The following is a 24,586-nucleotide window of genomic DNA, read 5'->3' on the forward strand; positions in this document are numbered from 1 at the left end:
TGCGATGTACGGCTACTTGTTGCCCTCGTCGCGCTCACCCCGGAACGTTTCGAGGTACTGGTCGACGACGGCCCGCTCCCGGTCGGTCATGGTGTCGTAGTAGATCGCCGACGCCGCGCGCCGCCGCTCCGGATCGATCTCCGACCACTCGCGCAGGGTTCCGTCGCGCTGGATCAGGTCGTCCATCCGCAGATCGCCGCGCAGCCTCTCGTCCAGGGCGTTGAAGTGCTTCTCGATGTCGCCGTAGCCGGCGCCCGAGCCCTCCAGGACCGAGCGGTAGACCTGCCCGTTGAGACTGGCGAAGCCGGGAACCGCCTTCTCACCGGAGATGCCGGTCCCCGTCTCACGGAGGTTCCACCAGCCCTCGGTGTGCGCACTGCCCGGCGCGGTCTTGGCCAACTCGAAGAAGACCTTCGTACCGAGCTTCGTCATGTCGCCGGCCTTGTCGACACCCGGAATCGCCAGCACCGCCTCCTTCAGGACCGCGGCGCCCATGTTCGCCCAGCGCACCACCCGCTGCTCGTCCTTGGCCGCCTTCGCCGCGTCCGTGGCGTCGTTGAGCCCGTCGCCGGTGTCGGCCTGGAGACGCGCCAGACCCGCGTCGAGGAGGTTGGCCAGCGTGCCGTTCTTCGAACCGAAGCCCTGGCCCTCGCCCGGCGACCAGTTCTCGATGCCGCCGGCCTCCTTGATGATGTCGGCGTAGATCGCCTTACCGAGACGGTCGGCGGTTCCCTTGTCCGCCATCGCGATCTCGAACAACCTCTCCCTGGTCTCCCAGTCAAGGCTGATCTTCCCACCGTCGAGCCTGGTCTCGACGCCGTCCTTGGCGTCACCGAAGACATCGTCCAGATCGTGGCCGATGAGATCGCCGATGGCACCGGTGACGAAGGGATTGCGCGACGCCAACGGAGCCGCCGGGTCCGAGCCGACGCGACCGAACCCGTCGGTCATCCACTGGAAGGCCGACTCGTCCCACCGGGTCTTCTCCACGTTCGTGGTGGTCGTGTAGACCTCGAAGGCCGACTTGGCCGCCAGCTCGCTCAGCCCGGGGTCCTTGGAGTCGAGCGCGCCGGGGATCCAGTCGATGAGGCCCGCGACGGTCTTGCCGTCATCGGGCCACTTGCGGCCCCACAGCTCGCGCATCATCCACTCATTGGTGTCCTTGCCGTAACCGGTGATGTCGTCGTACTTCCCGGTCAGGATGTCGCCGGCGCCCCGGGGGTTGCGGAACGCGGCCTCCAGGGCGCCCAGCGCGAGCTTCTCGTCCCTGGCGATGTTGATGTCGGTGAGGTTCTGGGTGATCCGGATCGTCGTCAACGCCGAGAACTCCGCACCGCCCTGGAGCTTCACGGCGGCGTACTTGCCACCGGTCGCGGCGAGCAGGCCCGCCAGGCCCGACAACCCCAGACCCCAGTCGCCCTTGTTCATCCCCTCGCGCTGCTCGGCGTCGAGGATCTCGCGCACACCCTCGGGCAACTGGTCGTAGCCGCCGCCGAGACGCTCGTCCGACAGCGCCAGCAGCCCGTTGCCGAGCGCGGCCCGCAGGCCGTCGGCGGCCGCCTTGTCCTTGATGGCGTCCAGCCACCCGGGAGTGATGAGATTGGAGAAGTTCTTGTTCATGTCCTTGCGGTCCAGCCCCGAGAACAGACTGCTCAGGAACGCGCGCTCGCCGGCACTGAGCGTTCCGCCGTTCTTCTGCAGGTAGGCCGCGTGCGCAAGGAGCGCGTTGAAGTTCGCCATGTCGGCGGCACTGGGCGCCTCACCGCGCTTCAGCGCGGCATTGATCTTGTCGGCGAGGGCCTTGCCGGCAGCGCCGTCGAGCGGGGTCGGCGACTTCGCGCCCCACAGATTGAAACCGGCCCAGCCGAGCGCGCCGGTGTCCACGAGGGTCGCCAGCGTCGCCTTGGTGGGACCGGCCTTCAGCTCGGTGGTGCGTTCGCCCGCGTCCTCTTCCAGCTTGTTCCAGACGCGCTGGAACTCGCGCATCAACTCGCCTTTGACGGCGGCGCCCTTCTCGTCGACCTCGGCGTTGAAGCGTTCGGCGGCCTTGGCCTCGGCCATGCCGGGCTGCGTGACGTCCATGGTGACGCCGAAGTCGGCGGCGGCCGCGGCCGTCCAGCGGTCGAGGATCTCCTGGCGGCGGGTGCGGAACTCGGTGACGTTCTCACTCCAGGCGGCCGTCACGGCCGCGCCCCAGGTCGAACCCTGGACGGCCTTCTGCCAGGAGGACTTGTTCTTCTCGGCGAGATCACGGATCGGGTCGGCGATGAGGTCGGAGAAGGTGGTGGCGCCCTTGCGGATCTCAGCGTGCAGGGAGCCGCCGGTGCCGGTGATCCGGCCACCGAGGTCCTCGAACTGACCGGAGGCGGTGGTGAGCTTGCCGGGTTCGGCGTCGGTGTCGGGGAGGATGAGGGCGGAGACGGCCATGACGGACTCCTCGATCAGCGGTTGATGGCGGCGAGCGCGGGGATCTTGATGCCCTGGTAGCCCTTGCCGATGCCGGTGTCGGCCGTGGTCCCCTGTCCGGCGCCGGAGACGTGGTTGTTGCCGACGGCGACGCCGTGCTTCTCGACCTCGGTCAGCGCGCCGACCCAGTCGGCGCCGAAGTCCTTCTCCCAGCCGGTGACGCCGGGATCCTTGCCCGCCGCGGCGGCGGCGTCGCCCACGGCGGTGCGGAAGCCCTCGGCGAGTCCCTTGAAGCCGCCCGCGATTCCGGTGGTCTGCGTCCCCGACGCGGCCGCGTCGTTCGGATTCACTCCGACGATTGCCATGATTCCTCCATCCAGAGTGGACAGTCCGGGAAGGACACCCGGACTTTATCGGTCATGACCCCACGTCGGAAAGGTCTCGCAGCGTCCGGCGGGTTTCGCGTGGGTTAACGAGAGCTGAATCCGTGGGAGCGCGCCCATCCGGGTGATCCACTTCGTCCCGATCCACCCGGGGCCGGTCAAAACTTGTTCACATTGGACACTCCCATGTGCCCTCGGCAGCCCCTACGATGGACCGACCACGGCCCTTGAACATCTCGAACCAGGAGGACGCCATGCCAGGCGACCAGATGCTCGGTCTGACCAAGGCCACAGCTTTCAGTGAGTCCAGCAACAACCAGGGCATCGAGACGGAGAACATCCACACTCAGGTGCAGACCTTTCTCGCCGACATGGAGAAGGTCAAGGACTCGCTGTGGGGCAACGCCCAGGTCCAGTTCCAGTCGGCGATGAACCAGTTCATCATCGGATACCAGGAGCTGCGCCGGAAGCTCGGCGACAAGGCCGTCGCGCTCGGCGAAGGTAACAACTTCACCATCCAGGCCGACACCAACATCGAGAGCACCCTCGGCTCGGTCGGCAAGTCCATCCCCAGCCTCGGCGGAAGGTAGTCCGATGCCCGGAATGTTCGAGATCGGCGGCGACGCCACGAAGATCGCCGGCCTGGCGACCGATCAGGCCACGCACCACGGCAAGTTCAACGGCATCATGGAACAGGTCAAGACCAACGTCGCCACGGTCCTCGGTCTGTGGGACGGTGCCGGTCAGGTCGACCACAAGTCCCTCATGGACAAGTACGGCACCGAGTTCAACATGATGCAGGACGCGCTCAACCGGATGAAGTCGGCGACCGACGACGCCTCGACGGAGATCAGCACCCTCGGCGCCAACCTGGTCCGCACCTTCTCGGCATGACCCTGCCGACAGCCTCGCCTCCCGAGCCGCCCGCCCCTCAGGACGGGCGGCTCGAGACCGGGGACGTGTCGCTCACCATGCGGCGCACCGGCAACTCGGAGCGCTACATCCTGCAGGCCGCGGCGCTCCGGCGCCGCCAGCTGCGGGCCGCCGTCCTCTATGGATCGTCACGGAGCTGGCGGCAGCGGCAGGCGCTGTGGCCGGCGGCCTTGGCCGGGATCATCCTGGTCGCGGTGATCGTGGCCGCGGTCGCGGTGACCGGCGCCTTCAAACGACAGCAGCAGATCACGCAAGAAGAACAGCAAAGGCAGCAGCCGGCGGTGGTGGAAAGCTCATGAACGATCGACGGGTCCGGCTCGGCTCACCGGAGGCGCGTCGATGAACGGCGGCCCTCCCGTGACCGAAGGCGTGCTGGAACGCGGTGTGCCCAAGGCCCACGTGCGCAAACGGAACGGCGCGCGCCGGGTGACCATGGTGGTCGCCGGCGTCCTCACCCTCGTACTGGCCGGCGCGATCGTCGCCTACGCCACCGACATGTTCGAGGCCGAGGGAGCGGGCGCGCAGACGCCTCCCGATACGACGACGCAGTACTCGCAGCCGGCCGACGACAAGGCCGCCGAGCAGCCGCTGTATCCGGTCGACGGTCTCTACCAGATCCGCGTCGAGCACAGCTCGATGTGCCTGGGCACCGGTCCCGAACGCGGCGAGGAGCAGCGCACCATCATGGTGCAGCAGCCTTGCGAGGAGGCCTGGCCGGACCTGGAGCTCACCGAGATCAAGGACGGCACCTTCACGATCGTATGGAAGTTCGCCGACCGCGGCTGGGAGACCTGCGTCGGCGTCGAAGCGCCCGGAACCCAGCCCGGCGCGGTCTTCGTCCCCACCGAGTGCAAGACCTCCGCACTGCTCTCCTTCAAGCTCAAGGCCCTGCCGGACGGGTTCTACCAGATCGGCGTGCCCGTGGGCGGGCTCTGCCTGGGCGTCAAAGAGCGCAGCGCGGTTCGTGGCGCTCCCTTCGAAACGACGAAGTGCGACAAGGGGCAGGGTTCCCAGCGCTTCGAGATCCTGCCGGTCTGATGGGAGTCGCGCGGTGAACGGCCGGTGGAAGCCCGAGGACGACGCCCCGGCGCGCATCGGTCGCATGTGGACGAAGACGCGCACCGGTGCGGGCAGTTCCAGGACCGTGGCGATCGCGGCGAGCGTCGTCGTCCTTGTCCTCGTGGTCACGGTGGTGATCGCGGTGGTCAACTCCGGTTCCGGTGACGCCGACCCGGCGGCCGCTTCCCCGTCGGAGGCGCCTTCGTCGGGTGAGAGCCAGGCGCCGCAACAGGACTTCCCCGCCGAGGGCGGATACGAGGTGAAGGCCGCCCACAGCGAGTTGTGCATGACGACCGGCCCGGAGCCGGGCAACCCCGACCGTGTCGTGCTGGTGCAGTCGGCGTGCGCGGGGAAGGCGAACGTGCTCTTGGAGAAGGTCGACAAGGGACGGTTCCGCTTGAAGCTTGCCGAGCCCGACTATCCCGGCAAGGAGTGCCTCGCCGTGGACGAGCCGGGCACCGAGGCGGGTCTGCTGTTCGCGGCCTGGGCTTGTGATGACGTGCCGTGGCAGGTGTTCCAGCTCAGGCCCGTCGGCGGGGACCGCTTCCAGATCGAGATCCCGGCCGGGGAGATGTGCGTCGACGTGATCGAGCGGAGCATCGCGGCCGGTACCCAATTCGACACCGAACCCTGCGCCGAGGGCGTGCCATCCCAGCAGTTCCAGTTCATTTCCGGTTGACGACAAACGATTCCGCGGTGGTGACCAGATGAAAGGCCAGTGGAAGCCGGAGGGCCAAGACGCCCCGGCCCACGTCAGTCGCGTGTTGGCGAAGACGCGATCGGGGGCGGGCAGTGCCCGCACGGTCGCGATCGCGGCGGGTGTGGTGGTCGCCGTCCTGATCATCACGATCGTGGTCGCGGTGGCCAACTCCGGCTCGGGCGACCCTGAGGCGAAAGGGAACCCGTCGGCCCCGCAGGATTCGGCGAGCACGTCGGGCGAACCGGCCCCGGATGGTTCGGACGCCGTGGAGGGCCCACCCAGCACGACTTTCCCCGCCGATGGCGAGTACCACGTGCAGGTGCTGCATTCGGGTTACTGCTGGGGGGTCGACGAGCAACCGGGCAAGGACCGGCACGCGTTGATGCAGATGGCGTGTGGGAAGACGAAGCCGAAGATGACGATCGAGCAGATGCCCGACAAGGGCGTCTATCGCGTGAAGTTGCACTATCCGGCGGAGGACTGGATCGCCTGCCTGACCCTCGACGGCGACGAGCCGGGCTACCTCTATGGACCGAAGCCCTGCGAGGACGAGCTGCTGCACGATTTCACCTTGGATCCGGTGGCCGACGGCGTGTACCGGATCAAGTCGCCGGGCGGCTTGTGCATGGACGCGTGGGAGGGCCTGGCGGCGGCCAAGACCCTGTTCGCGGCGGCCACGTGCAACCCGGATTCGGCTTCACAGCAGTTCCGTTTCGACAAGGTCTAGACAAGAGCAGGCCCCACACACCTTCAACCACCACGACCGGGAACCGGCCTCGCTCACGAGGCCAGCCCCACACCTCTCCACTCACCGGCCCCCGGGAACCGGCCCCGACCACAACGGCCGCTCCCGCCCACATGACTTCACCCACCCAGATCGGGACCGGCCTCCCTCACCGAGACCACTCCCACCCAACTTCATTCATCCAGATCGGGAACCCGGCACCGCGGCGAGGCCGAGCCCGATCCCCTACCTCTCAGGCGGTTTCGTTCGCCGCCGCAAAACAAGCAGGGAGTGATCGTGGACGGACGGTGGCGGAGGAGCGGACCGCAGATGCCCGAGCGGATCCGTTCGGCGTTGCGCGGTACGAGACGCAGGACGGGTAGTGGCCGGGCGGTCGGGGTGGGTGTGGGTGTGGTCGTCGCGGTGTTGATCGTGGCGGTGGCGAGTTCGACCTTATTGTCGGGCGGGGGTGATGGTGCCTCGCCGTCCGGTGTGGGGGCGGCGTTGGACGATCCGCTGGATTTCCCGGTGACGAGTGATCCGGTGGTGTCGGCGTCGCCTTCGGCGTCGGGTCCTTCTGCGTCGAAGTCACCGTCGAAGAAGCCTTCGTCGTCGCCGTCGAAGTCGACGGGGGAACCGAAGCCGGACGACGATGGCGATGCGGGTGGCGGTGACGATGGTGGGGCCGCGTCCGAGCCGGTCTTCCCGTCGGGTGGCACCTATGACATCAAGCCCGCGCACACGGGTCTGTGTCTCGGGATCGGCCCGGAGATCAACAATCCGGACCGCACGGTGCTGGTGCAGGATTCCTGCTCGCAGGCGAAGCCGTCGTTGACGGTGGCCAAAGTCGATGACGACACCGTCCGTTTCACGCTGTACTTCGCCGCCGAGGACTGGTCGGCGTGCGTCGGGGCGGACGAGGACCACGGGGAACTCTTCGCCGCACGTGGTTGTGACGGCGGCTCACGGCAGACCTTCACGCTGGTGCCCGCCGGGAGCGGCCGGTACCTGATCAAGTCGAACGCGTACGGGACCTGCATGGACTTCCCCTGGTACCGCAACACCGAAGGCGCCCAGGTGGGCGGGGCGGCGTGCTCGACCGGCGCGGCCTCGCAGCGTTTCGCCTTCAGCTGACGAGAGAACGGAAGGACATCATGGATGGACGCTGGAACGGCACGCGACCCGACATGCCGCAGCGGCTCGGCCGCTGGGCGGGCCGGCTGAGCGAGGGCGGTCGCAGTACGAAGGTGGTCGGCTTGACGGGTGGCGGGGTCGCCGCCGTGCTCGTGGTCGCCATCGTGGTCTCGATGCTGACGTCGGGCGGCGATGAGGGGGAGGGCGCGGCTTCGACGGCCGCGGAGTCGGTGCTGACGTCGGCGCCTTCACTCGCGCCCACGACGACTCCCCCGGTGAGCCCGAGCCCATCGCCGAGTAAGACGAAGAAGAAGCCGACGACGGAGCCGACCCAGGACGACAACGGTGGCGGCGGTGAGGACGAGCCCGAGCCGGAGCCGACGACGAAGAAGCCGAAGGGCACGGTGTCGACGGGCCCGACGAGTTTCGACGTGTGGCGGACGGGCGACGGCAAGTACGCGGCGAACTGGGAGTGGCCCGTCTCCGACGGTGGCCTGCGGATCAGTGGCTACGTGCTGCGGGAGTGCGGCGGGAAAGAGATCATCCGCGTCAACGACGCGACCTACGCGATCGAGTTCAACTACCCGTTCATCGACTGCGCGACCGTGCAGGCGGTCAACGCCGCCGGTGAGGGCGCGAAGTCCACGGGCCACGTGCCCAACAACCCCTAAACCCCGGGAAAGAGCGGATCATGGATGGACGCTGGAGCAGCGACCGGCCGGACATGCCCCAGCGGGTGCGCGCGCTGGCCGGCCGGATGGCGTCGCGGACGCGCAGTCCGCGGGCGGTCATGGTGGTCGTCGGGCTGATCGCGGTGGTGCTGGTGAGCGCGATCGCGGTCTCGATGGCGCGCACGTCGAATCCGGGGCAGGCCGCGACGGCCGGGGATCCGGTCCCGCCGACCGTGGCGCCGACCTCGGTCTCGCCGGACGAGCCGGTGGTGACGACGCCACCGTCCCCGTCGGGGTCACCGTCGAAGTCGCCGTCGAAGAGCGCGAAGCCGGGCACGGCGGGCGAGGCCCCCGAGGACCCGCCCGGCGGTGGCTCGGGCGACTCGGGCGGCTCCGATGACGGCGACGGCGCCGAGGCCCCGCCGCCAGCCCCGAAGAAGACGAATCCGCCGACGACGTCGACGGCGAGCCGTCCCGAGGCCTTCGGCGCGTGGTGGGCGTCGGAGGGGAAGTACACCGCGAAGTGGGAGCGGCCGGCCGATGACGGCGGGCTGACGATCACGGGGTACGTGGTGAAGAAGTGCAGTGGTGAGACGCTCAAGAACGTGGGCTCGGGCACCTTCCGGGTCGACATCAACCACCCGTCGCTCACGTGCGTGACCGTCCAGGCGATCAACGCGAAGGGAGCCGGGCAGACCGCCTACTTCGACGGCATCAAGTGAGGCCGACCTCACCCCGCGTCGGTGCCCACCGTCATTGCAGCCACCCCCGCCGCGTGCCGTACGCTCGTACTGTTACACGGCAGATCCGAGAGGAGCACCAGGTCGCATGGCGAAAATCAAGGTAGCCAACCCCGTCGTCGAGATCGACGGCGACGAGATGACCCGGATCATCTGGAAGAAGATCAAAGACGAGCTCATCCTGCCCTACCTGGACGTTGAGCTGGACTACTACGACCTGGGCATCGAGCACCGTGACGCCACCGACGACCAGGTCACCATCGACTCGGCCGAGGCCATCAAGCGCCACGGCGTCGGCGTCAAGTGCGCCACGATCACGCCCGACGAGGCCCGCGTCGAGGAGTTCGGCCTCAAGAAGATGTGGCGCTCCCCGAACGGGACGATCCGCAACATCCTCGGCGGCGTCGTCTTCCGCGAGCCGATCATCATGAGCAACGTGCCGCGGCTCGTCCCCGGCTGGACCAAGCCGATCGTCATCGGCCGTCACGCCCACGGTGACCAGTACAAGGCCACCGACTTCAAGGTGGACCGTCCCGGCACGCTCACCGTGACGTTCACGCCCGCCGACGGCAGCGAGCCGATGGAGTTCCAGGTCGCCGAATACCCCGAGGGCGGCGGCGTCGCCATGGCGATGTACAACTACCGCAAGTCGATCGAGGACTTCGCGCGCGCGTCGTTCGCCTACGGGCTGCAGCGCGACTTCCCGGTGTACATGTCGACGAAGAACACCATCCTCAAGGCCTACGACGGCATGTTCAAGGATGTCTTCCAGGAGATCTTCGACGCCGAGTACGCCGACCAGTTCAAGGCCGCCGGGCTCACCTACGAGCACCGCCTCATCGACGACATGGTCGCCGCGGCCATGAAGTGGGAGGGCGGCTACGTCTGGGCCTGCAAGAACTACGACGGCGACGTGCAGTCCGACACCGTCGCGCAGGGCTTCGGCTCGCTCGGGCTCATGACCTCGGTGCTCATGACCCCCGACGGCAAGACCGTCGAGGCCGAGGCAGCGCACGGGACCGTCACGCGCCACTACCGCGCCTACCAGCGCGGCGAGAAGACCTCGACCAACCCCCTCGCGTCGATCTACGCGTGGACGCGGGGCCTCGCGCACCGCGGCAAGCTCGACAACACCCCCGCGGTGACCGAGTTCGCCCAGGCGCTCGAAGCGGTCTGCGTCGAAACCGTCGAAGGCGGCCAGATGACCAAGGACCTCGCGCTGCTGGTCGGCGGCGACGCCGCCTGGCTGTCGACGGACGAGTTCATGGCCGCGCTGGCCGAGAACCTGAGCAAGAAGCTGGCCTGAACGGCTTGTCACAATTTGTAGGGACAGGTCGTAACCTTTCCGGCCGGTGAGAGTTAGTCAGGGTGGTACGGGGTGATCCGCTCGGGCGGGTGCCGGATCGGGCGTTCAAGGCGCCGGGTTCGGCCGAGCCGGGCGTGAGCCCCCGTGGCCGGTGAGAGCCTGCCGTCCCTTCCCAGTAGGGGCCCCCGCGCATAGCGCGGGGGCCCCTCGCTTATGGGGTCGTCCTCCCAACGGCCTCCCCACCCGTGAGTGCCTCACTCCCCGCGTTCCACCAGCGTCGCCTCCTCGTAGGCACGCATCGTGTCCACGAACAGCCGGCGCTGCTCGTCCGTCAGCGGCTCCAGCGCGCGGTTCCAGGCGCGGGCGCCCGGGGCCAGCCAGGAGACGACGGCCTCCTCGTACCGTGGCGCGACGCTGACGATCATGCGGCGCCGGTCGGCGTCGTCCTCCCTGCGGTCGAGCAGGCCCTTGCGGCTCAGATCCCCGACCATGAGACTCACCGTCGACGGCGCCACCTCCAGCCGCGTGGCGAGGTCGCTGACCGTCATCTTCCCGTCGAACAGCAGCAGCGCCAGCAGCGTCCGATGCCGCGGTGCCGGCGCGAAATCGCGCAGCGACTCCGGGACACTGATCCGTTTCGCCCTCGCCACCAGCCGGGGCATGAGCAGCAGCATCGTGCGGATGCTCTCGTCGAGGTCGCCTTCGGCCGCAGCGGGACTTGACATGGCTTTGCCTCCAAAATATCTTTGCACACAGAGGTAATTAGCTTTGCTCTAGAAGGCATTATCAGGGAGGCCACCCCATGACCGTGCTCGTCACCGGAGTCCGCGGCGGAATCGGAGGCAACGTACTCGCCCGCCTGGCCGCCGAAGACATCCCCGCACGCGGCACCAGCACAGAGCCGTCCGGACCGGAAACCGCCCGCCTCGACCTCGCCGCCCCCGACCCGGCCGACCTCGCCGCCGCACTCGACGGCGTCGACCGCGTGTTCCTCTACACCCAGCCGGGCGGGATCGACGCCTTCGTCGACGCGGCCCGAAAGGCCGGGGTCCAGCTCGTCGTGCAGCTGTCGTCGTCGGCGGTCCGCATGCCCGGCGCCGCCACGAACTCCATCGCCCGCCGCCACCGCGAGGTCGAAGAGGCACTCGCCGCGTCCGGTCTCGGCCACACCGTCCTGCACCCGCACGCGCTCGCGCACAACTCGCTGTCGTGGACACCGTCGATCCGCGCACACCGGACCGTCGAGATCCCCCACCCGGACGCGCGCCTCGCCTTCGTCGACCCCGACGACGTCGCACGCGTCGCCGTCGAAGTCCTTCGCCACGGTGGGCGCGAAGGCGAGTCGCTGTATCTGACCGGGCCCGAGTCGCTCAGCCACCGCGACCAGGTCGGCATCCTCGCCGAGGTCCTCGGCCACCCGATCGCCGTCCGCGCCCTGACCGACGAAGAGGCGCACGCGCGACGGCCGTCGCGGATCCCGCCCGCGGTCTTCGACGAGATGCTCGCGTCGTCGGCGCGTGCCGTGACGGCGCCGCCGGACATCACGACGACGATCGAGGACGTCACCGGCGTGCGCGCGAGAACGTACCGGGAGTGGGCCGTGCGCAACCGCGCGCGGTTCTAGCCGGCCATGCGCCGGTAGGCGTGCTCCGCCAGCCACCAGCTCGTGGCGCTCGGGCAGGGGCGGGCGGGCGTCGGCTCGACGAGGCTGTCGCCGTCGACGATGAGCCCGATGCCCCGATCGGCGGCCTCCATGGGGGCGAAGGGGTCGTCGAGGCCGACGTTGAGTTCCACGACGGGCGCGCAGAAGGGGCGGTAGGTGACGGCGGCGTCGAGGCCCTCCGACCAGCGCGTGGCCCCGACGACGGCGAGCACCGGCCGCAGCGGCGGACGCGCGAGGCGGCGGATGTGGCCGTCGCGGAGCTCGTGCGTCCACTGCGGGAGCCGCGAGATCATGCCGCGCTCCCGATTGGACAATGTGGACACCGGGACCGGCTCCTCATGCGGCAGGCCCATCAGCAGGTTCAACGGACCCCAGTCGGCGAGGACGAGCCGCCGCTGCGCGACCCCCGCCCGCCGGACGTGCTCATGCGGGTCGAGGCGACACACGAGGCGCGCCTCGTGGCCGTAGACGCGGACGCGCGCCGTCGGGAGGCGTTCGCCCATGGCCGTGAGGCCCAACCGCCGGGCGAGCACCTCGGCGGGCGTGGCCGCGCAGTGGCCGGCCGATCCGTTGTCGAGCACCTTGTCCCCCTCACGTTGCGTCGAGGTCGGGGTCACTGTGCCAGCTTTACCCACCTCGGACGGTCAACGATCCGACTCCGCGGAAGTTGTGACGCGTGGGGTGTCGGGTTTAGGACGGGGTTGGAGTTGTGCGTCCTGCGACGTCAGCCCACAGCCCGACTCTCGGTTCGCACGCCGTTCAAGGACTCGATCGCACTATGGAGTGCCGCGAGGATCCCACGATAGGCCGATCGGATCTCGGCTCCCGGCCCCAGGCCCGGCGGACCCTGGTCGGCATCCTTCGCCGCACGGAAGCGACTCCATGCATCGAACACCCGCGCGGTTTGACTCTGCGCGAACGCAAGCAGATGCAGCATTTCCAGCGCCTCGACGCTGGACGCCTTGGCATCGCCATGGAACCAAGCTGCGAACAGCGCCTGCTCGGCCACATATCTACCGACCGCCAGGTGCACGTCATAGCCGAGAAGCTCGCATGAGAGCAGCTGGATGACGAGGTTCATGTCCGGCGAGCGTGAAGGTCCCAGCAAACCTTGAGGAACCTCCCAAGGAGCAGGCAAATCCGCCCCGAGTTCATTCATTACGCCCAGCTCCTCTCAATGCCTTCGCCATAGCCAAGTCGTTCCGGCAATGGTATTGGTTGGGACGTCGGGTATTCCACCGGCTCGAAGCACCTGCATACAGAAAGTGACACAGCTCTGCTCCTGCGGGTCATAAGCGGGATATTTACCCTTGCCCGACCGAGATATCATCGTCTCAATAAAGGCCAGTGCTCCATTCGCGTTAGGGAGCGCTACGGTGATATGGAAAGCCCGGGAAGAGATCTTTGCAGGATCGTAGTCTCTAACGCCGTTCGTAGGACTGTTGGTGTAGCCCCACTGCTCTACCAGACGAGACTCATCTTGGTAACGAACAGTGATCGTGGCATGCCTTGTGTCCGGGTCCAGGTGAATCGTGGCCTCGCCGGCGTTGCAGTTGTGCACCAACGTGTCGACCGCGGTCGCATAGTAGTTATGCGTCCCGTCAACGGTGAAGTTGTAAACCGTGAACGGCGCATCCCGCTCCAGCCTCTCCACCGCGACGATCTCGATGCGGTCGCCATCCCGCCGCAGGAGCCCGTCGCCGGCCTCCAGCTCCCCCGCGTCGACCCACGCCTGCTCGTCCACCTGCCAGAACGGGTGTTCCGGCGTGACGGTGAACGTCTCGACCTGAGATCCGGCCGGCGGGTCGGTGCCCGAGACCGTCCCGGACGTCGGGTCTCCCGCTCGTTCCTCCTCTTCGGCGCCGGGACTGCCCGACACGTCGACGGTGAACTCCAGCAGCACCTGCGCCGACTTGTGGAACAGCGCGGTAACGGTGTGAGTCTCCTGCTCGCCGGTATCGGTGTTGTAGGTCGTCACCTCGTCCCCGGGCCGCACCTCTTCGATCGCCTTGAGCGATCCGTCGCCCATCGCGACGGTCGTGCCCTCGACGAAGCAGTTGCAGTTCTCCTGCTCGTCCTTCCCGTCGGTGTCCGAGGTCCCGTCCTTCGGCCCCGGATCATCGTCGTCCCGCGCGTCGGTCTGCCTGTCGTAGGTGTCCGACTTCAGGTCGGCCATCTCGCTGTCGGTGAGCCCGGGATCGGGATCGCCCGTCGACGTCCCCGACGGGCTCCCCGAGCTGCTGGAACCGTCCTTGTTACTGGAATCCGGCTTACCGAGTCCCTTGATCAGCTTCCGGACGCGTCCGAGATACCCGCCGAACACCAGCGCGACCCCGACGCTCGCCACCGCGATCCCGGCCTCAACGTACCGCCCCTCCTTGAGCGGATCCACGACCGGCGCCACGATCTCGTACAGCGCGCTCTCCAGCGCGGCTCCCGGGTTGTTCCAGATGTACTGGAAGAACGCCGTGATGTCGCTGGCGCACGCCTCGATGTCCATCCCGCACGAGATCACGTCGGCCATGGATTCGAGGAACGCGAACAGGGGCAGGTCCGCCAGCCCGGCGGCGAGACCGTTCACGATCTGCCCGTACACGGAGTCCGGGTCGAGCTCCGACGGCGTGTAGCTGCCGCCCGACGGCGACCTTTCCGGCTCCGACATCGGATCGCCGCCACTGCCGGAAGTCGTGACGAGCCCACTCGGGTCACTGCTCGTGATCGGCGTGTTGTTCGCGTACGCGTACCCGTGCGCCTGTTGCGGATCACCGGTCATGATCGGGTCGACCGAGATGAACCGCCCGACCTTCGGGTCGTAGTAGCGCGCGCCGACGCTCGTCAGTCCGGTCGGGTCCTTCTCACCACCGACGAAGCCCTTCTTGTCGTGCCACTCCAGCGGTTCCGGGCCGCGCGTGTTCCCATAGGGATCCTGCCGCCGCTGGACGACCTCCGTCGTGTCCTGGGAGATCGACAGGCTCGCGGTGCCCTGGTGGTCGGCGGTCTGCCAGCTCAATCCGTTCTTGCTGCTGCGAACCGCGACGGTCAGACCCGCGTGGGAGTAGTACCGCGTGCCGACGACCTCGTTGCCGTCATTGTTGCGGCGCAGCTGCATTCCGCCGAGGTACAGCGTCTCGCCTTCGGCGTCCTTCGCGATGAGCCTGGCGCCGTCGGCGTCGTAGAGGTACGACCCGAGTTCGGCACCGGAGTCCACATCGGACACACGCGACAGCAGCCCTTCGGCGTCCCATGCCAGTTCCTGCAGTTTGCCGCCGCCGTCCGGGCGGGAGATCGTGTTGCCCGACGGGTCATAGCCGTAAGTCTCGGTGAAGGCGCCGGATGAACCGGTGGTCGTCGTCTCCGTGGATCCCAGTCCGTGCGCGGGGCCTTCGCCTGGCGCTGGCGGTTCGTAACTCGTCGTCTTGGTGACCGGCGAGGCCAGGGTGCTGTGCTCGACCAGTTCCGTGCGGCTGCCGGTCTTGTCGAACTCGTAAGACTGCCGGTAGGGCGCCGGGCCGCCGAGATCGGACCCGTCGGTGGTGCCGGTCCTCGTCCCCTCGCAGTCGTCGACCTTGGGTGTCCACGCCTGCGTCATCCGGGCCAGGTGGTCGTACTGGAAGCACTGGATCTCGTTGCCGGCGCCGCCCTGCGCGGCACCGGCGGGGAGGTCGGCGATGCGTTCGATGTTGCCCGCCGCGTCATAGCCGAAGTTCAGTTCCTGCAAGCGGTTCGGGGTGATCGGCTGCCGACCGACGACCATCTGCGACAGCCGCAGCGTGTCCGTCTCGTACTCGAAGGTCTGGACGATCGACGGCGTCGTCGGTGCGGTGTCCGTGGCCTGGTCGACCCTCTTGAGCATGCCCAGGCGGTTGTAGGTCGTGTCGATGACGTAGCCGGACAGGTCTCCGTAGTCGGTGCCGAGGCGATAGGGCATGCCGAGGACGTCGTCGTACACGTGCGTGAGCGTCTCGCGGGGAAGACCGCCGGCGGCCGGGAAGGTACTGGTGTTGACCGACCCGTCCCCGTTGTAGGTCTGGGTGAACGTGTACGCCCCCGAGAGCCCTTCGTGCCCCGACGGGATGGTCACCGTGGTCGACAACGGCCGGTAGCCGGCGTCGTAGGAGTCGACGGTGGTCTTGTACTCCTTGCCGTCCACGAAGCGGGAACTCGACACGAGGAGTCCCTTGTAGCCGGTCGTCGTGCCGTAGACCCATTCGGAGCGCTTCGGGCCGGTGGGGCTGTCGTCGCGAACCGAGGTCATCCGCCCCAGATCGTCGTATGTATAGGCGAGCACCTCGCCTCGTGCGTCCTTCGCCGAGACGAGGCGGCCGACCTCGTCCCAGGTGAACTCGGTGTCGCCGCTGTCGGGGTCGCTGGTCGCGATGACCCGGCCCCGGAAGTCGTAGGTCGACGACCAGACGTTGCCGACGGGATCGGTCACCGACGTGAGCTGGCCCTTGTTGTCGTACTCGTAGGTGGTGGCGTCATAGCCCGTGGGATCGGTGCCGACGGTCCGGCCGTGGTGCTGGCGGAGCTCGGTCGTCATACCCGAGCTGTCCACGATCGTCGTGGTGGCCGAGGCTCCCTCGGGCGGAACGACGTCGGTGGCGTCACCGTGGAAGACGTACGAGGTGCGCCACTTCTCCGTGCCCAGCGAGGAGAAGATCTCCGCGGTGGTGCGGCCGAGCCCGTCGAAGACCTTTGTGGACACTCGCTCGACCGAGCCCGGCGACGCCGGAGCGGTGATCGCGGTGTTCGGCGCCGACGTGGAGTCGAAGTAGCCCGAGTAGCCGCGGTAGGCGCGTCCGGCGGAGTCGTAGAGGACGTCGGAGACGATGCGCCCGCCGCCGACGGCGGGCGACTGCGACTGCCGATCGCGCAGCAGCGAGTCGTACACGGCGGTGCTGGAGACGTAGCTTCCGTTGTGGATCAGCGACTTCGTGGTGACCGCCGGAGGCTTACCCGCCTCGAACTGGTACTGGTACTCGACGTTCGCTCCGTCGCCGGTCGACCGGCCCGGGAACCAGACCTTGAGCAGACGCCCGAGACCGTCGTAGCGGTACTCGGTGCGGCCTCCGTTGATGTCGGTGACATAGGACTTCAGACCGCGGTGGCGGTCGAGTCCCGCAGTTTCCACGTGTCCCAGCGCGTTCGTGGTCTGCACGGCCGTGATGGGGCCGCCGACGGCCGGCGAGAAACGCGTCGTGATCGTCGCGCCGGTGTTGTCGGTCGCCGAGACGACGCGCCCGTACACGTCGTAGCCCGACTTCGACGCCATCAGATAGCGCTGCGACGTCGTCGTCCACTCGATCAGGGAGTCGGAGTACGTCATCGCGCCTTTGAGCGGCACGGCGCCGTGCGCCTGCTCGTCGTAGGACATCCGCAGGATGCTGAGCACCTGTGCGTCGGAGTCGATGTCCGGCACGGCCGCGCAGCGCACGGCGTAGGTCTCGACCTTCGACGGCAGGTTCATGATCCAGGCCGACTCGTTGACGACGTATTTCGTCTTCACGCAGCGGTCGTCCTCGCCGCTGCCCGCGTCGCCGGAGCTGTCGACGCTCACGATTCGGCCACGGGAGTCGTAGGTGGTCGCACTGGTGGCCACACGTGTGCCTCGACCACCGTCGAGCAGACTGCTGGTGACGGTCTCGTCGGCGGCGACGTAGCGGGCGTGCACGGTCCGGTCGGCGACCTCCCGGGTCGCGGTCGGATCCGAGCGCCAGTAACCGCTGATCGTGCTGGTGTGCACCGCGCCCGTACCGGTGTCGTAGACGAGTTGCTCACGCGGGCGTCCGGCGAGTTCGTCGAAGTCGGTGACCTCGACGTTGTCGCTTCCCTTGACCTTCACCGTGGTCGTACCACCGTCGGGGTCCTTGTCGCCGTGCATTCCCTGGTGGAACAGCACCTCCGTACGCTGCACCGGTCCCTTCGCCGGGTCGCCGACGGTCGTGCGCACGCGCGCGAACCCGCGCCACTGCGACCAGGTCCGGTGCTTCTTCTTCGTCAGGCCGTTGCCGTCCTCGTAATGCCAGGCCGCCCCGCCGAGGTACTGGTACTTCGTCGCGACCGGCGGCGCACCGCCGGCGTGGTCGATGACCGAGACGCCGTCGACGACGTACTTGTGGAACCAGTCGAGCTCCGGATCGCCGAACTGGACCGGCGACCACCAGGTCGGGAAGCAGCGCCAGGTGTTGCCGGCGGGCTCGTCGGGGATGCGGGTGCCGTCGACGCAGTCCACTTCGGAGTAGTCGACGAGGATCTCGCTGCCGCTCTCGGTGATGATCGACCCGATGCGGAACCAGTTCATCATCGGGGCGTTGTCGATGCCGTCGACGCGGTTGGCGAGCTGCGCGCCCCCGAAGGTGACCTCCGGCAGGGCGAGTTCGGTGCCGACGTGTCCCTTGCGGGTGATGCCTTCGAGGAACAGTCCGGCGCGTGTGCCGTCGCCGGGGTCGCGGAACGAGTGCCGGAGGGTCACCGAGTCGACCTTCTGGTGGGTGGTGCCGTTGACGACCCAGGTCGTCACCGACGCCAGTCGCCTGGTCGTCCAGAACGACGGCGACAGGACCTCGGTGCAGGCGTCCTCGGTGCAGTCCTGGTCCCAGGGAACGTCGGGCCAGTTGGCGTCGGTGCGGTCGTCGCACTCGGAGAGGCAGCGGTCGGCCACCTCGAAGGTGATCTTGTTCGGCGGTGTGCCGTAGGAGGTGTTGGACCGGGTCCCGTAGTCGATCTGGCGCAACCAGCCGCCGCGGGTGAACGGGGCCTTGTCCTCGGGATCCATGTCGCGGCCGTACACGCCCTGCTCGGTGTCGTACCAGTAGGCGCTCGTGTGGCCCCAGACGTCTTCGACGTAGTCGAGTTGCCAGCGCCAGGCCTGGTCGCAGTCGGAGCCCGCGAACGTGGAGGCATGGCAGGGTTCACCGTCCTGGTTGCCGAAGACCGGCACGGTCCAGACGGACTCGGTCTCGGTCTTTCCGGCCGTCCAGCCGGGGAGGCGGTTGCGGCCGAACCAGAAGCGGGTGCCCTCGGTGGTCGTGACGATCCAGTACTCGCCGTCGTCGTCGCCGTTGGGACCGCCGGTCTTGTGCTCGATACGGGAGCCGTCTTCGGCCTTCGGCCGCCAGACGCCGCTGTCGGCGTCCTTGATGAGCTCGGTCGCGCGGCCGCCCAGCGACATGAAGGCGTTGTCCTCGAACCAGCAGAGGTCGCCGTTCTTCTCGACGTTGTTGCCGTCCTCCATGTCCTCGGCGCATGGGATGTACTTGCGTTCGATGTAGCCGGGTTCGTACTCGAAGCCCTCACCCAGCCAGGACGGCTGGTTGTTGCTGGCGGCCGTTCGACCATCCACATTGCCCGAGGAGTAGCCGAACGTCACCGACGGCGACATCCCGTTCCACGCCTTCGATGTGGGCACCTGGTAGGACCAGTTGAACTCGCCGGTCGAGCTGCCCGACGACCAGCCCTGCGACGACGAGAGCGAGGTCGCCGCGTAGTCGCCGGCCGCGCCGGCCGGTGCGGCGGAGATCGCGACGAGCTGCGAGGCACCGGCGTCGAGCGCGGCGGACACCCGCCGGTCCGGCGTGTCGTTCGCGCTGGTGGGCAGGGGATCGCCGACGCACTCGGCTTTTCCGGGCGTCGTCAGCGCGCATTCGGGCAACGCGGTGAACCGCAGCCGCGTCGACCAGTCGGCGCCGTAGGCGTTGGCGAAGGCCGTGTAGTCGGCCGCGAACCGCACGGTCGCGGAGTCGGCCGTGTCCTCGCCGATCCGCAGCAGGACGCCGTCGATCCCCGCCGTGGCGCTGGCGTCCTGGCCGAGGGTCTCGACCCGCACCGGCCCCGCGCCCCCTTCGATCTGGACCGGGAGCCCGCCCACCGAAACGGCGGCCGTGTCACTCGCGACCTCCACGACGCTCGCCGACGGCCACACCGGAGTCGGTGGCGGTGCCGTCAGGACCGTGTCGGCCGTCGGGTCGGCGCCCGCCTCGGTGACCGGCAGGCCGGTGACGTCGATGGCTTCGATGTCACCCGCCCCGGCCGCCCACGGCTCTTCGGGAAGCCGCGGGATCGACGCGGCGAGGCCTGCGGTCAGGGCTAAGACGAGGCCCGCTGCGATGAGCGTGCGGGCTTTCGGCTTGAGCCTGCGGAGTCGGCGGTTCAGGGGCGAGTGGGCAGCGGGCATGGCGGGCTCCAGGTCCGTGGGCGGCGGATGGGTCAGAGGAAGTTGCGGTAGTAGACGCCGGGCACGAGCGGCAGGGTCAGCACGGGCTCGCCGCCGGTGAAGGCTCCCGCGTCGTTGGTGAAGAGGCGCACTTCGGCGGAGTCGGGACCGACTTGGACGACGAGGGCGTCGCCGTCCCCATCACGATCGACGTCGGTGTGCAGCACGGCCCCTTGTGCCACCGGTGTCGAGTCGACCTGCGGCAACTGCAACGGATATGGCGACTGGAGGGCGAAAGAGCCGGGCACCGCTCGGAGTACGTGCCGGATCCAGGTGCCGTTCACGGTTCCGGGAGCGGTGACGACGAGGTCGGCGAAGCCCTGTCCGCGCTTGCCGGTTTTCGGCTCGACGCGAGGATCGTCGGCGTTTCCGTTGATGTCGGCGCCGTACAGCTCATAGGGCGACTCGTTGTTCCACTGAGTGGTCTCCCAGAGCTTCACCGGTGCCGCGAACTTGAACGCCCCGAGCGAGCGCACACCTGCCACGGCCACGCCGAGCTGACCGAGCCAGCCACCGAGAAGTTCGAGGTCCTCGGCTCCGTCGCCGTTGAGGTCTTCGACAGCCAGGTCACCGATGTGCGTGTAGGTCGAGCAGTTGTTGAGAAAGTCCCAGGTCGACTCCACGGAAGCACCGAACTCACCGGCGACGGCCGGAAGGATCAGGGCCTTGCCCGCGCAGTGATGGCCGCCAGAGTGGTATTCGCTGACCACGCGGACCAGATCGTCGTCACCGTCACCGTCGACATCGCCGACGGCGACGTCGTTTTCGCCGTAGGACCAGGGCAGGGGAGGCAGCGGGCCGGTGCCGGGTGCGGTTTCAGCGCTGCCCAGGAACTTGCGAGCGACCAGCGACAACCCGAACTCGTCGATCTCGTACAGATCCACCTCGATGTGCCGGTAAATCGTCTCGGGTGCGCAGACGGTGAGGATTCCGTTGTCCGCGCAGGGCGAGTACTCGTACTCCTGGCGCTCCATCAGGATCGCGACGTCCCGTTCGCCGTCGCCGGTGAAATCACCGAAGTAGACGTTCTCGCCGACGCCGTAGTCACTGTTAGGCGAGCGCCAGATCTCGCGGCTGCCCCAGGTCGCGGTGGCCTGGTCGAGTCCGAACTCCTGGATCACGAGTTGTCCGTCGTCCGATTCGACGACCAGGTTGTTCTCCGGCAGGTCGCGGTCGGGCAGGCCGCCCATGGGCCGGTTGGCTCCGGTGAGCACTCGCTTCACCGTCGGCGTGCCGTCGAAGGCGTTGCCGCCCGCGAGTACGCCGGCGTAGACCTGCACGTCGTCGATGGAGCCGACGAAGTGCTGGTATCCGGCCGGGTTGGCCTGCGTCGCCGCGCATCCGACGCGTAGCGGCCCGGTTGGGGACCAGGGAGCCGGGGTGACGGCGGTGCCCGCGAGTTCCCCGTTGACGTACAGGCGCATTTCGCCGGTGGCGGCCTCGAAGGTGGCCGCCAGGTGGGTCCAGGAGTGCAGTACGGCGACCTGGAGGGAGTCGACGGAGACGAAGGTCGTCGAGGCCGTGTCGGTCTTGGGCATCGTGAAGCGCCAGCGATCGGTCGATTTGACGTACTGCAGGTAGAAGCCGGGCCGGTTGACGCCGGTCTGGGTGATGACGTTGCGGTGGTCGCCCTTGTCGGTGAGCTTGACCCAGGCGGCGACGGAGAAGGAGGTGTTGCCGAACACGACGGGTTCACCGACCGTGGGGCAGGTGTTTCCGGTGAGCTGGACGCCCTTGCCGTCGGAGGTTGGTGCGGCTCCGGCGCCCAGGGTCATGGGGTTGCCGTAACCGGACGCGTCGGAGGAGACGCCTGTGCCTTCGTCGTCGAGGGCCCAGTGGCCGGTCTTGGTGGCCCGCCCGTAGAGGGAGCCCGCCTCGGTGGCGTTGACCGCGCGGTTCCAGATGCGCAGGTCGTCGACGGCTCCGGCGAGTGGTGCCTTCGTGACGCCGGCGGTCGTGGCGGACTGTCCGACCCAGAGGCGCCCGGGCGCCTTCCACGCCGTCGTCCGGGAGACCGGTGTCCCCTGGAGTTTCCCGTCGACGTAGAGCGACATGGTTCCGGGCGCGCCTTCGGCGTACACCGCGACCAGGTGCGTCCAGCGCCCGACGGTCGGCGCGGCGGTGGACGAGACCTGCGACCAGGTGGGGCTCGCGATGTCGGAACCGGGCATGCTGAAGTTCCAGCGGTTGCGCGAGAGGTGATACTCCAGCAGGAATCCCGGCTGGTTCACGCCCGACTGGGCGATGACCGTCTGCTGGGTGGTCAGCGCGTTGATCCTGACCCAGGTCGAGACGCTGAAGCCCTTCGTGGTGTCGATGATCGGCACGGTGCCCGGTGCCGGGGAGTTGTACGCGGTGCTCGTACCGGTGAATCCGGCCCCGCTGTCCTGGAGGATGTGCCCGGGCACGGTCGCCGGGGTTCCGACGGGCGTGAGCGGACGGCCGTTTCCGGACTCGTCGACGATCGTCGTTCCGTCGCGGACGTCGAAGGACCACGCGCCGGTCGGTTCGGTGAAGGACTTGAGGACCGTGAAGTTGTAGGCACGCGGGCCGTCGCTGACGTTCCCGGCCTTGTCGACCGTCCAGACGCGAAGCGTCGACGAGTCGTAGGTGCTCGGGGTGATCCGCACGCTGGCGTTTCCGGCGGCGTCGGCCGCGGCGACCGGGGCCTTCGCGTCGAAGGACTCGTCGTTGAGCGTGACGTGGTAACCGGCGATGTCGGTCGTGTTCGCCGGCGGCGCGATGGTGAAGGTCCCGGCCTGACCGATCCCGCCGGATCCGTTGGCGTTCTCCTCGGAGGAGGGATAGTCGGCGGAGTCGACCTCGGCCGGTGTGCCCGGCTTCGCGGTGTCGACTTCGAACTCGCAGACGACGAAACCGCCGCTGTCGATCTTGTCCTTGGCTCTGACCCGTATCGCGTACTTGCCGTCGGCCAGGGTCGGCAGTTCAACGGACATCGCCGAGTTGTGGCCGAGGCCGGGCTGCTGGCGGAGTCTCGTGTCCGACCACCCATCTCCCAGCGGCGACCACCAGACCTGCGCGGTGAGCTTGGCGCTCTCGGTGTCCTTGGCGGCGTCGACGTCCTTGAGCTTGCCGCCGATCGTGACGGGGTCGTTCGCGAGGGCACCGGCGCCGATCATCGGGCGCGCGGCACCGGTGGCGCACTTCTTCCCCATCACGGTGACCGACTCGGGCTTCTGCGGCGGGGTGTTGTACTTGACCGTCAGGTGGGCGTCGAGGACGTACTTCTTCCACGAGTTCGTCGAGCCCTCGTCGGCGGCCTTGAGGCCGAGGTAGATGTGCGACCTCCCGTCATCGACGGCGGTGGCGACCTCGTCGGTGATCCCCCACTCGACGCGGCCTTTCGCGCAGTCTCCGGAGGAGTCGTAGCGGCGTACCTCGTCGTTGGTCGCGATGTGGTCCTGCCAACCGGATCCCGACGAGTTCCACGAGGTGTTCCAGTCGACGGAGGACCCGAAGGCCGGCACCTCGTAGAGCCTCGTCGCCTCGCTCGTCCCGCACGCTCGCGACGACCATCCCTGGGTCATCGAGAACTCCGCGTAGGTGACGGTCTTGCCGGCGACACCCGACAGCGGCATTTTGAACAGCGAACGCGCGGTGAACATCCCGTCGGCCGGGGACTTGCCGACCTTCACGCCGCCGCCGTCCTTGTTGAACGGCGGGTGGTAGGCGTTGTAGTACGAGCCCTTGATGTCGGTGAGAGTCGCCCAGGCGCTGCGTTTCTTCGCCGTCCACACCGGGTCGATGTAGACGGGGTACACCGTCGTCGGGCTGTCGAGGAGCTTCTCGTCGGCACCGAGCTTCAGCAGGTCGCCTTCGATGCTCACGTCCAGTTCGGCGACCTTGGGTCCCCCGGCGGTCTTCGCGTCGAGCGAGACTCCGGAGGACTGCCCCGCCGAGTCCCACATGTAGGCCGAGGTGGCTTCGAGGAACGTCGTTCCGGTCGCAGCCGACTCGATGCGAAGGGCTTCGTCGCCGCCGCCGGCGAGGACGACTCCGTCGCCCTTGAGGCGGAAGGCGGCGTCCCTGACCATCGGGCTGGCGGCGGCCTCGGGCGTCTTCACCACGAGGACGTGGGAGAAGCCGTCCACACCGGCGGTCAGTTCCAGATCGACGCCCGGCATGACCTCGGGGTAGGTGGCGACGTCGTCGGTGATCGTCGGCGCCGAGAGCACCGTCGCGCCACCGGTTTCGAGTTCGAGGATGAGGCCGGAGGCACCGAACTGCGCGAAGACCTCGGGCCGGTGTCCGGCGCCGGGGAACCAGTAGTCGACGGTGGCCGCGGCCGGGCGGAAGGTCCCGCTCGCTTCGGCTTCGAGACTGGCGTCGGCGGCCAGCCAGGTCCCGTCGGCCTCCTGGACTCGTTCGGCTTCCACGGACTCCGACCAGGTCAGCTCGCCGGTGAGGTCGGCGACCATCGTGCCGGTCTCCGAGCGCAGCGAGAGAACCTCCACCTCTTGGGAGCACTCGACCGCGATTTCCACGGCCTCGGCTTCGGTCCAGGCGACGGGTGGGCACGTGGACGCCTGCGCCGACTGCTCGGCCAGCGGCACGGTGAGTACGGACGCGACGAGGACTAAAAGGGCAGGGCGGACACAACGCCGGGCAGGGCTGGGCACTTTGCCTCCAGGGCG

18 protein-coding genes are annotated in these 24,586 nt (G+C 68.2%); 11 read left to right on the top strand and 7 right to left on the bottom strand.

Annotation, left to right across the window (positions count from 1 at the left end; translation table 11 throughout):
• Nucleotides 1-12: 12 nt before the first annotated feature.
• Both HNR73_RS21805 and HNR73_RS21810 read right to left on the bottom strand, forming a co-directional pair.
• Nucleotides 13-2,427, bottom strand: a complete 2,415-nt coding sequence (locus tag HNR73_RS21805) for a TPR repeat domain-containing protein (RefSeq protein ID WP_184789418.1) — start codon at nucleotides 2,425-2,427, stop codon at nucleotides 13-15.
• Between the two features lie 14 nt (nucleotides 2,428-2,441).
• Nucleotides 2,442-2,771: a hypothetical protein gene (locus HNR73_RS21810; protein ID WP_184789419.1), complete on the bottom strand. Its 330-nt coding sequence runs from the start codon at nucleotides 2,769-2,771 to the stop codon at nucleotides 2,442-2,444.
• A 272-nt stretch (nucleotides 2,772-3,043) separates the two neighbouring features.
• Between HNR73_RS21810 and HNR73_RS21815 the strand changes: the two genes are divergently transcribed.
• The 10 genes from HNR73_RS21815 to HNR73_RS21860 all read left to right on the top strand — a co-directional run bounded on the left by HNR73_RS21815 (nucleotide 3,044) and on the right by HNR73_RS21860 (nucleotide 10,056).
• A complete protein-coding gene (locus HNR73_RS21815; protein ID WP_184789420.1) occupies nucleotides 3,044-3,379 on the top strand; it encodes a hypothetical protein in 336 nt (111 codons plus the stop codon).
• Nucleotides 3,380-3,383: 4 nt separating this feature from the next.
• The gene (locus HNR73_RS21820; protein ID WP_184789421.1) at nucleotides 3,384-3,683 is read left to right on the top strand and encodes a WXG100 family type VII secretion target; all 300 of its coding nucleotides are present in this window, start codon (nucleotides 3,384-3,386) and stop codon (nucleotides 3,681-3,683) included.
• Entirely contained in the window at nucleotides 3,680-4,021 is a 342-nt protein-coding gene (locus HNR73_RS21825) for a hypothetical protein (RefSeq protein ID WP_184789422.1), read from the top strand. The genes HNR73_RS21820 and HNR73_RS21825 overlap by 4 nt, the downstream gene beginning before the upstream one ends.
• Nucleotides 4,022-4,061: 40 nt before the next feature.
• Nucleotides 4,062-4,760: an RICIN domain-containing protein gene (locus HNR73_RS21830; protein WP_184789423.1), complete on the top strand. Its 699-nt coding sequence runs from the start codon at nucleotides 4,062-4,064 to the stop codon at nucleotides 4,758-4,760.
• Between the two features lie 13 nt (nucleotides 4,761-4,773).
• A complete protein-coding gene (locus tag HNR73_RS21835; protein ID WP_184789424.1) occupies nucleotides 4,774-5,460 on the top strand; it encodes an RICIN domain-containing protein in 687 nt (228 codons plus the stop codon).
• 145 nt (nucleotides 5,461-5,605) lie between these two features.
• On the top strand, nucleotides 5,606-6,208 hold the full coding sequence (locus tag HNR73_RS21840) for an RICIN domain-containing protein (protein ID WP_184789425.1): 603 nt from the start codon (nucleotides 5,606-5,608) through the stop codon (nucleotides 6,206-6,208).
• A gap of 408 nt (nucleotides 6,209-6,616) precedes the next feature.
• Nucleotides 6,617-7,339 (top strand): RICIN domain-containing protein, encoded by a 723-nt coding sequence (locus HNR73_RS21845; RefSeq protein WP_203686047.1) that lies wholly within the window; start codon nucleotides 6,617-6,619, stop codon nucleotides 7,337-7,339.
• 20 nt (nucleotides 7,340-7,359) lie between these two features.
• Nucleotides 7,360-8,010 (top strand): hypothetical protein, encoded by a 651-nt coding sequence (locus HNR73_RS21850; RefSeq protein WP_184789427.1) that lies wholly within the window; start codon nucleotides 7,360-7,362, stop codon nucleotides 8,008-8,010.
• 20 nt (nucleotides 8,011-8,030) lie between these two features.
• Nucleotides 8,031-8,732, top strand: coding sequence for a hypothetical protein (locus HNR73_RS21855; RefSeq protein ID WP_184789428.1), 702 nt, complete (start codon nucleotides 8,031-8,033; stop codon nucleotides 8,730-8,732).
• A 106-nt stretch (nucleotides 8,733-8,838) separates the two neighbouring features.
• The gene (locus HNR73_RS21860; RefSeq protein WP_184789429.1) at nucleotides 8,839-10,056 is read left to right on the top strand and encodes an NADP-dependent isocitrate dehydrogenase; all 1,218 of its coding nucleotides are present in this window, start codon (nucleotides 8,839-8,841) and stop codon (nucleotides 10,054-10,056) included.
• A 254-nt stretch (nucleotides 10,057-10,310) separates the two neighbouring features.
• Here HNR73_RS21860 and HNR73_RS21865 read toward each other — a convergent pair whose 3' ends face one another.
• The gene (locus HNR73_RS21865) at nucleotides 10,311-10,781 is read right to left on the bottom strand and encodes a MarR family transcriptional regulator (RefSeq protein ID WP_184789430.1); all 471 of its coding nucleotides are present in this window, start codon (nucleotides 10,779-10,781) and stop codon (nucleotides 10,311-10,313) included.
• A gap of 77 nt (nucleotides 10,782-10,858) precedes the next feature.
• On the opposite strand from HNR73_RS21865, the gene HNR73_RS21870 reads away from it, so the two are divergent.
• The gene (locus HNR73_RS21870) at nucleotides 10,859-11,680 is read left to right on the top strand and encodes an NAD(P)H-binding protein (protein WP_184789431.1); all 822 of its coding nucleotides are present in this window, start codon (nucleotides 10,859-10,861) and stop codon (nucleotides 11,678-11,680) included.
• On the opposite strand, the gene HNR73_RS21875 is transcribed toward HNR73_RS21870, so the two are convergent.
• The 4 genes from HNR73_RS21875 to HNR73_RS21890 form a co-directional block, all read right to left on the bottom strand.
• Nucleotides 11,677-12,336 carry a hypothetical protein gene (locus tag HNR73_RS21875; RefSeq protein WP_184789432.1) on the bottom strand — a complete coding sequence of 220 codons (660 nt, stop codon included), beginning with the start codon at nucleotides 12,334-12,336 and terminating at the stop codon, nucleotides 11,677-11,679. The genes HNR73_RS21870 and HNR73_RS21875 overlap by 4 nt on opposite strands.
• A gap of 107 nt (nucleotides 12,337-12,443) precedes the next feature.
• On the bottom strand, nucleotides 12,444-12,800 hold the full coding sequence (locus tag HNR73_RS21880; protein ID WP_184789433.1) for a hypothetical protein: 357 nt from the start codon (nucleotides 12,798-12,800) through the stop codon (nucleotides 12,444-12,446).
• A 93-nt stretch (nucleotides 12,801-12,893) separates the two neighbouring features.
• A complete protein-coding gene (locus HNR73_RS21885; protein ID WP_184789434.1) occupies nucleotides 12,894-19,892 on the bottom strand; it encodes an RHS repeat-associated core domain-containing protein in 6,999 nt (2,332 codons plus the stop codon).
• A 32-nt stretch (nucleotides 19,893-19,924) separates the two neighbouring features.
• Nucleotides 19,925-24,571, bottom strand: a complete 4,647-nt coding sequence (locus HNR73_RS21890) for a LamG-like jellyroll fold domain-containing protein (protein WP_184789435.1) — start codon at nucleotides 24,569-24,571, stop codon at nucleotides 19,925-19,927.
• Between the last annotated feature and the right edge of the window lie 15 nt (nucleotides 24,572-24,586).

Source organism: Phytomonospora endophytica, from assembly GCF_014202425.1.
GTDB lineage: Bacteria > Actinomycetota > Actinomycetes > Mycobacteriales > Micromonosporaceae > Phytomonospora > Phytomonospora endophytica.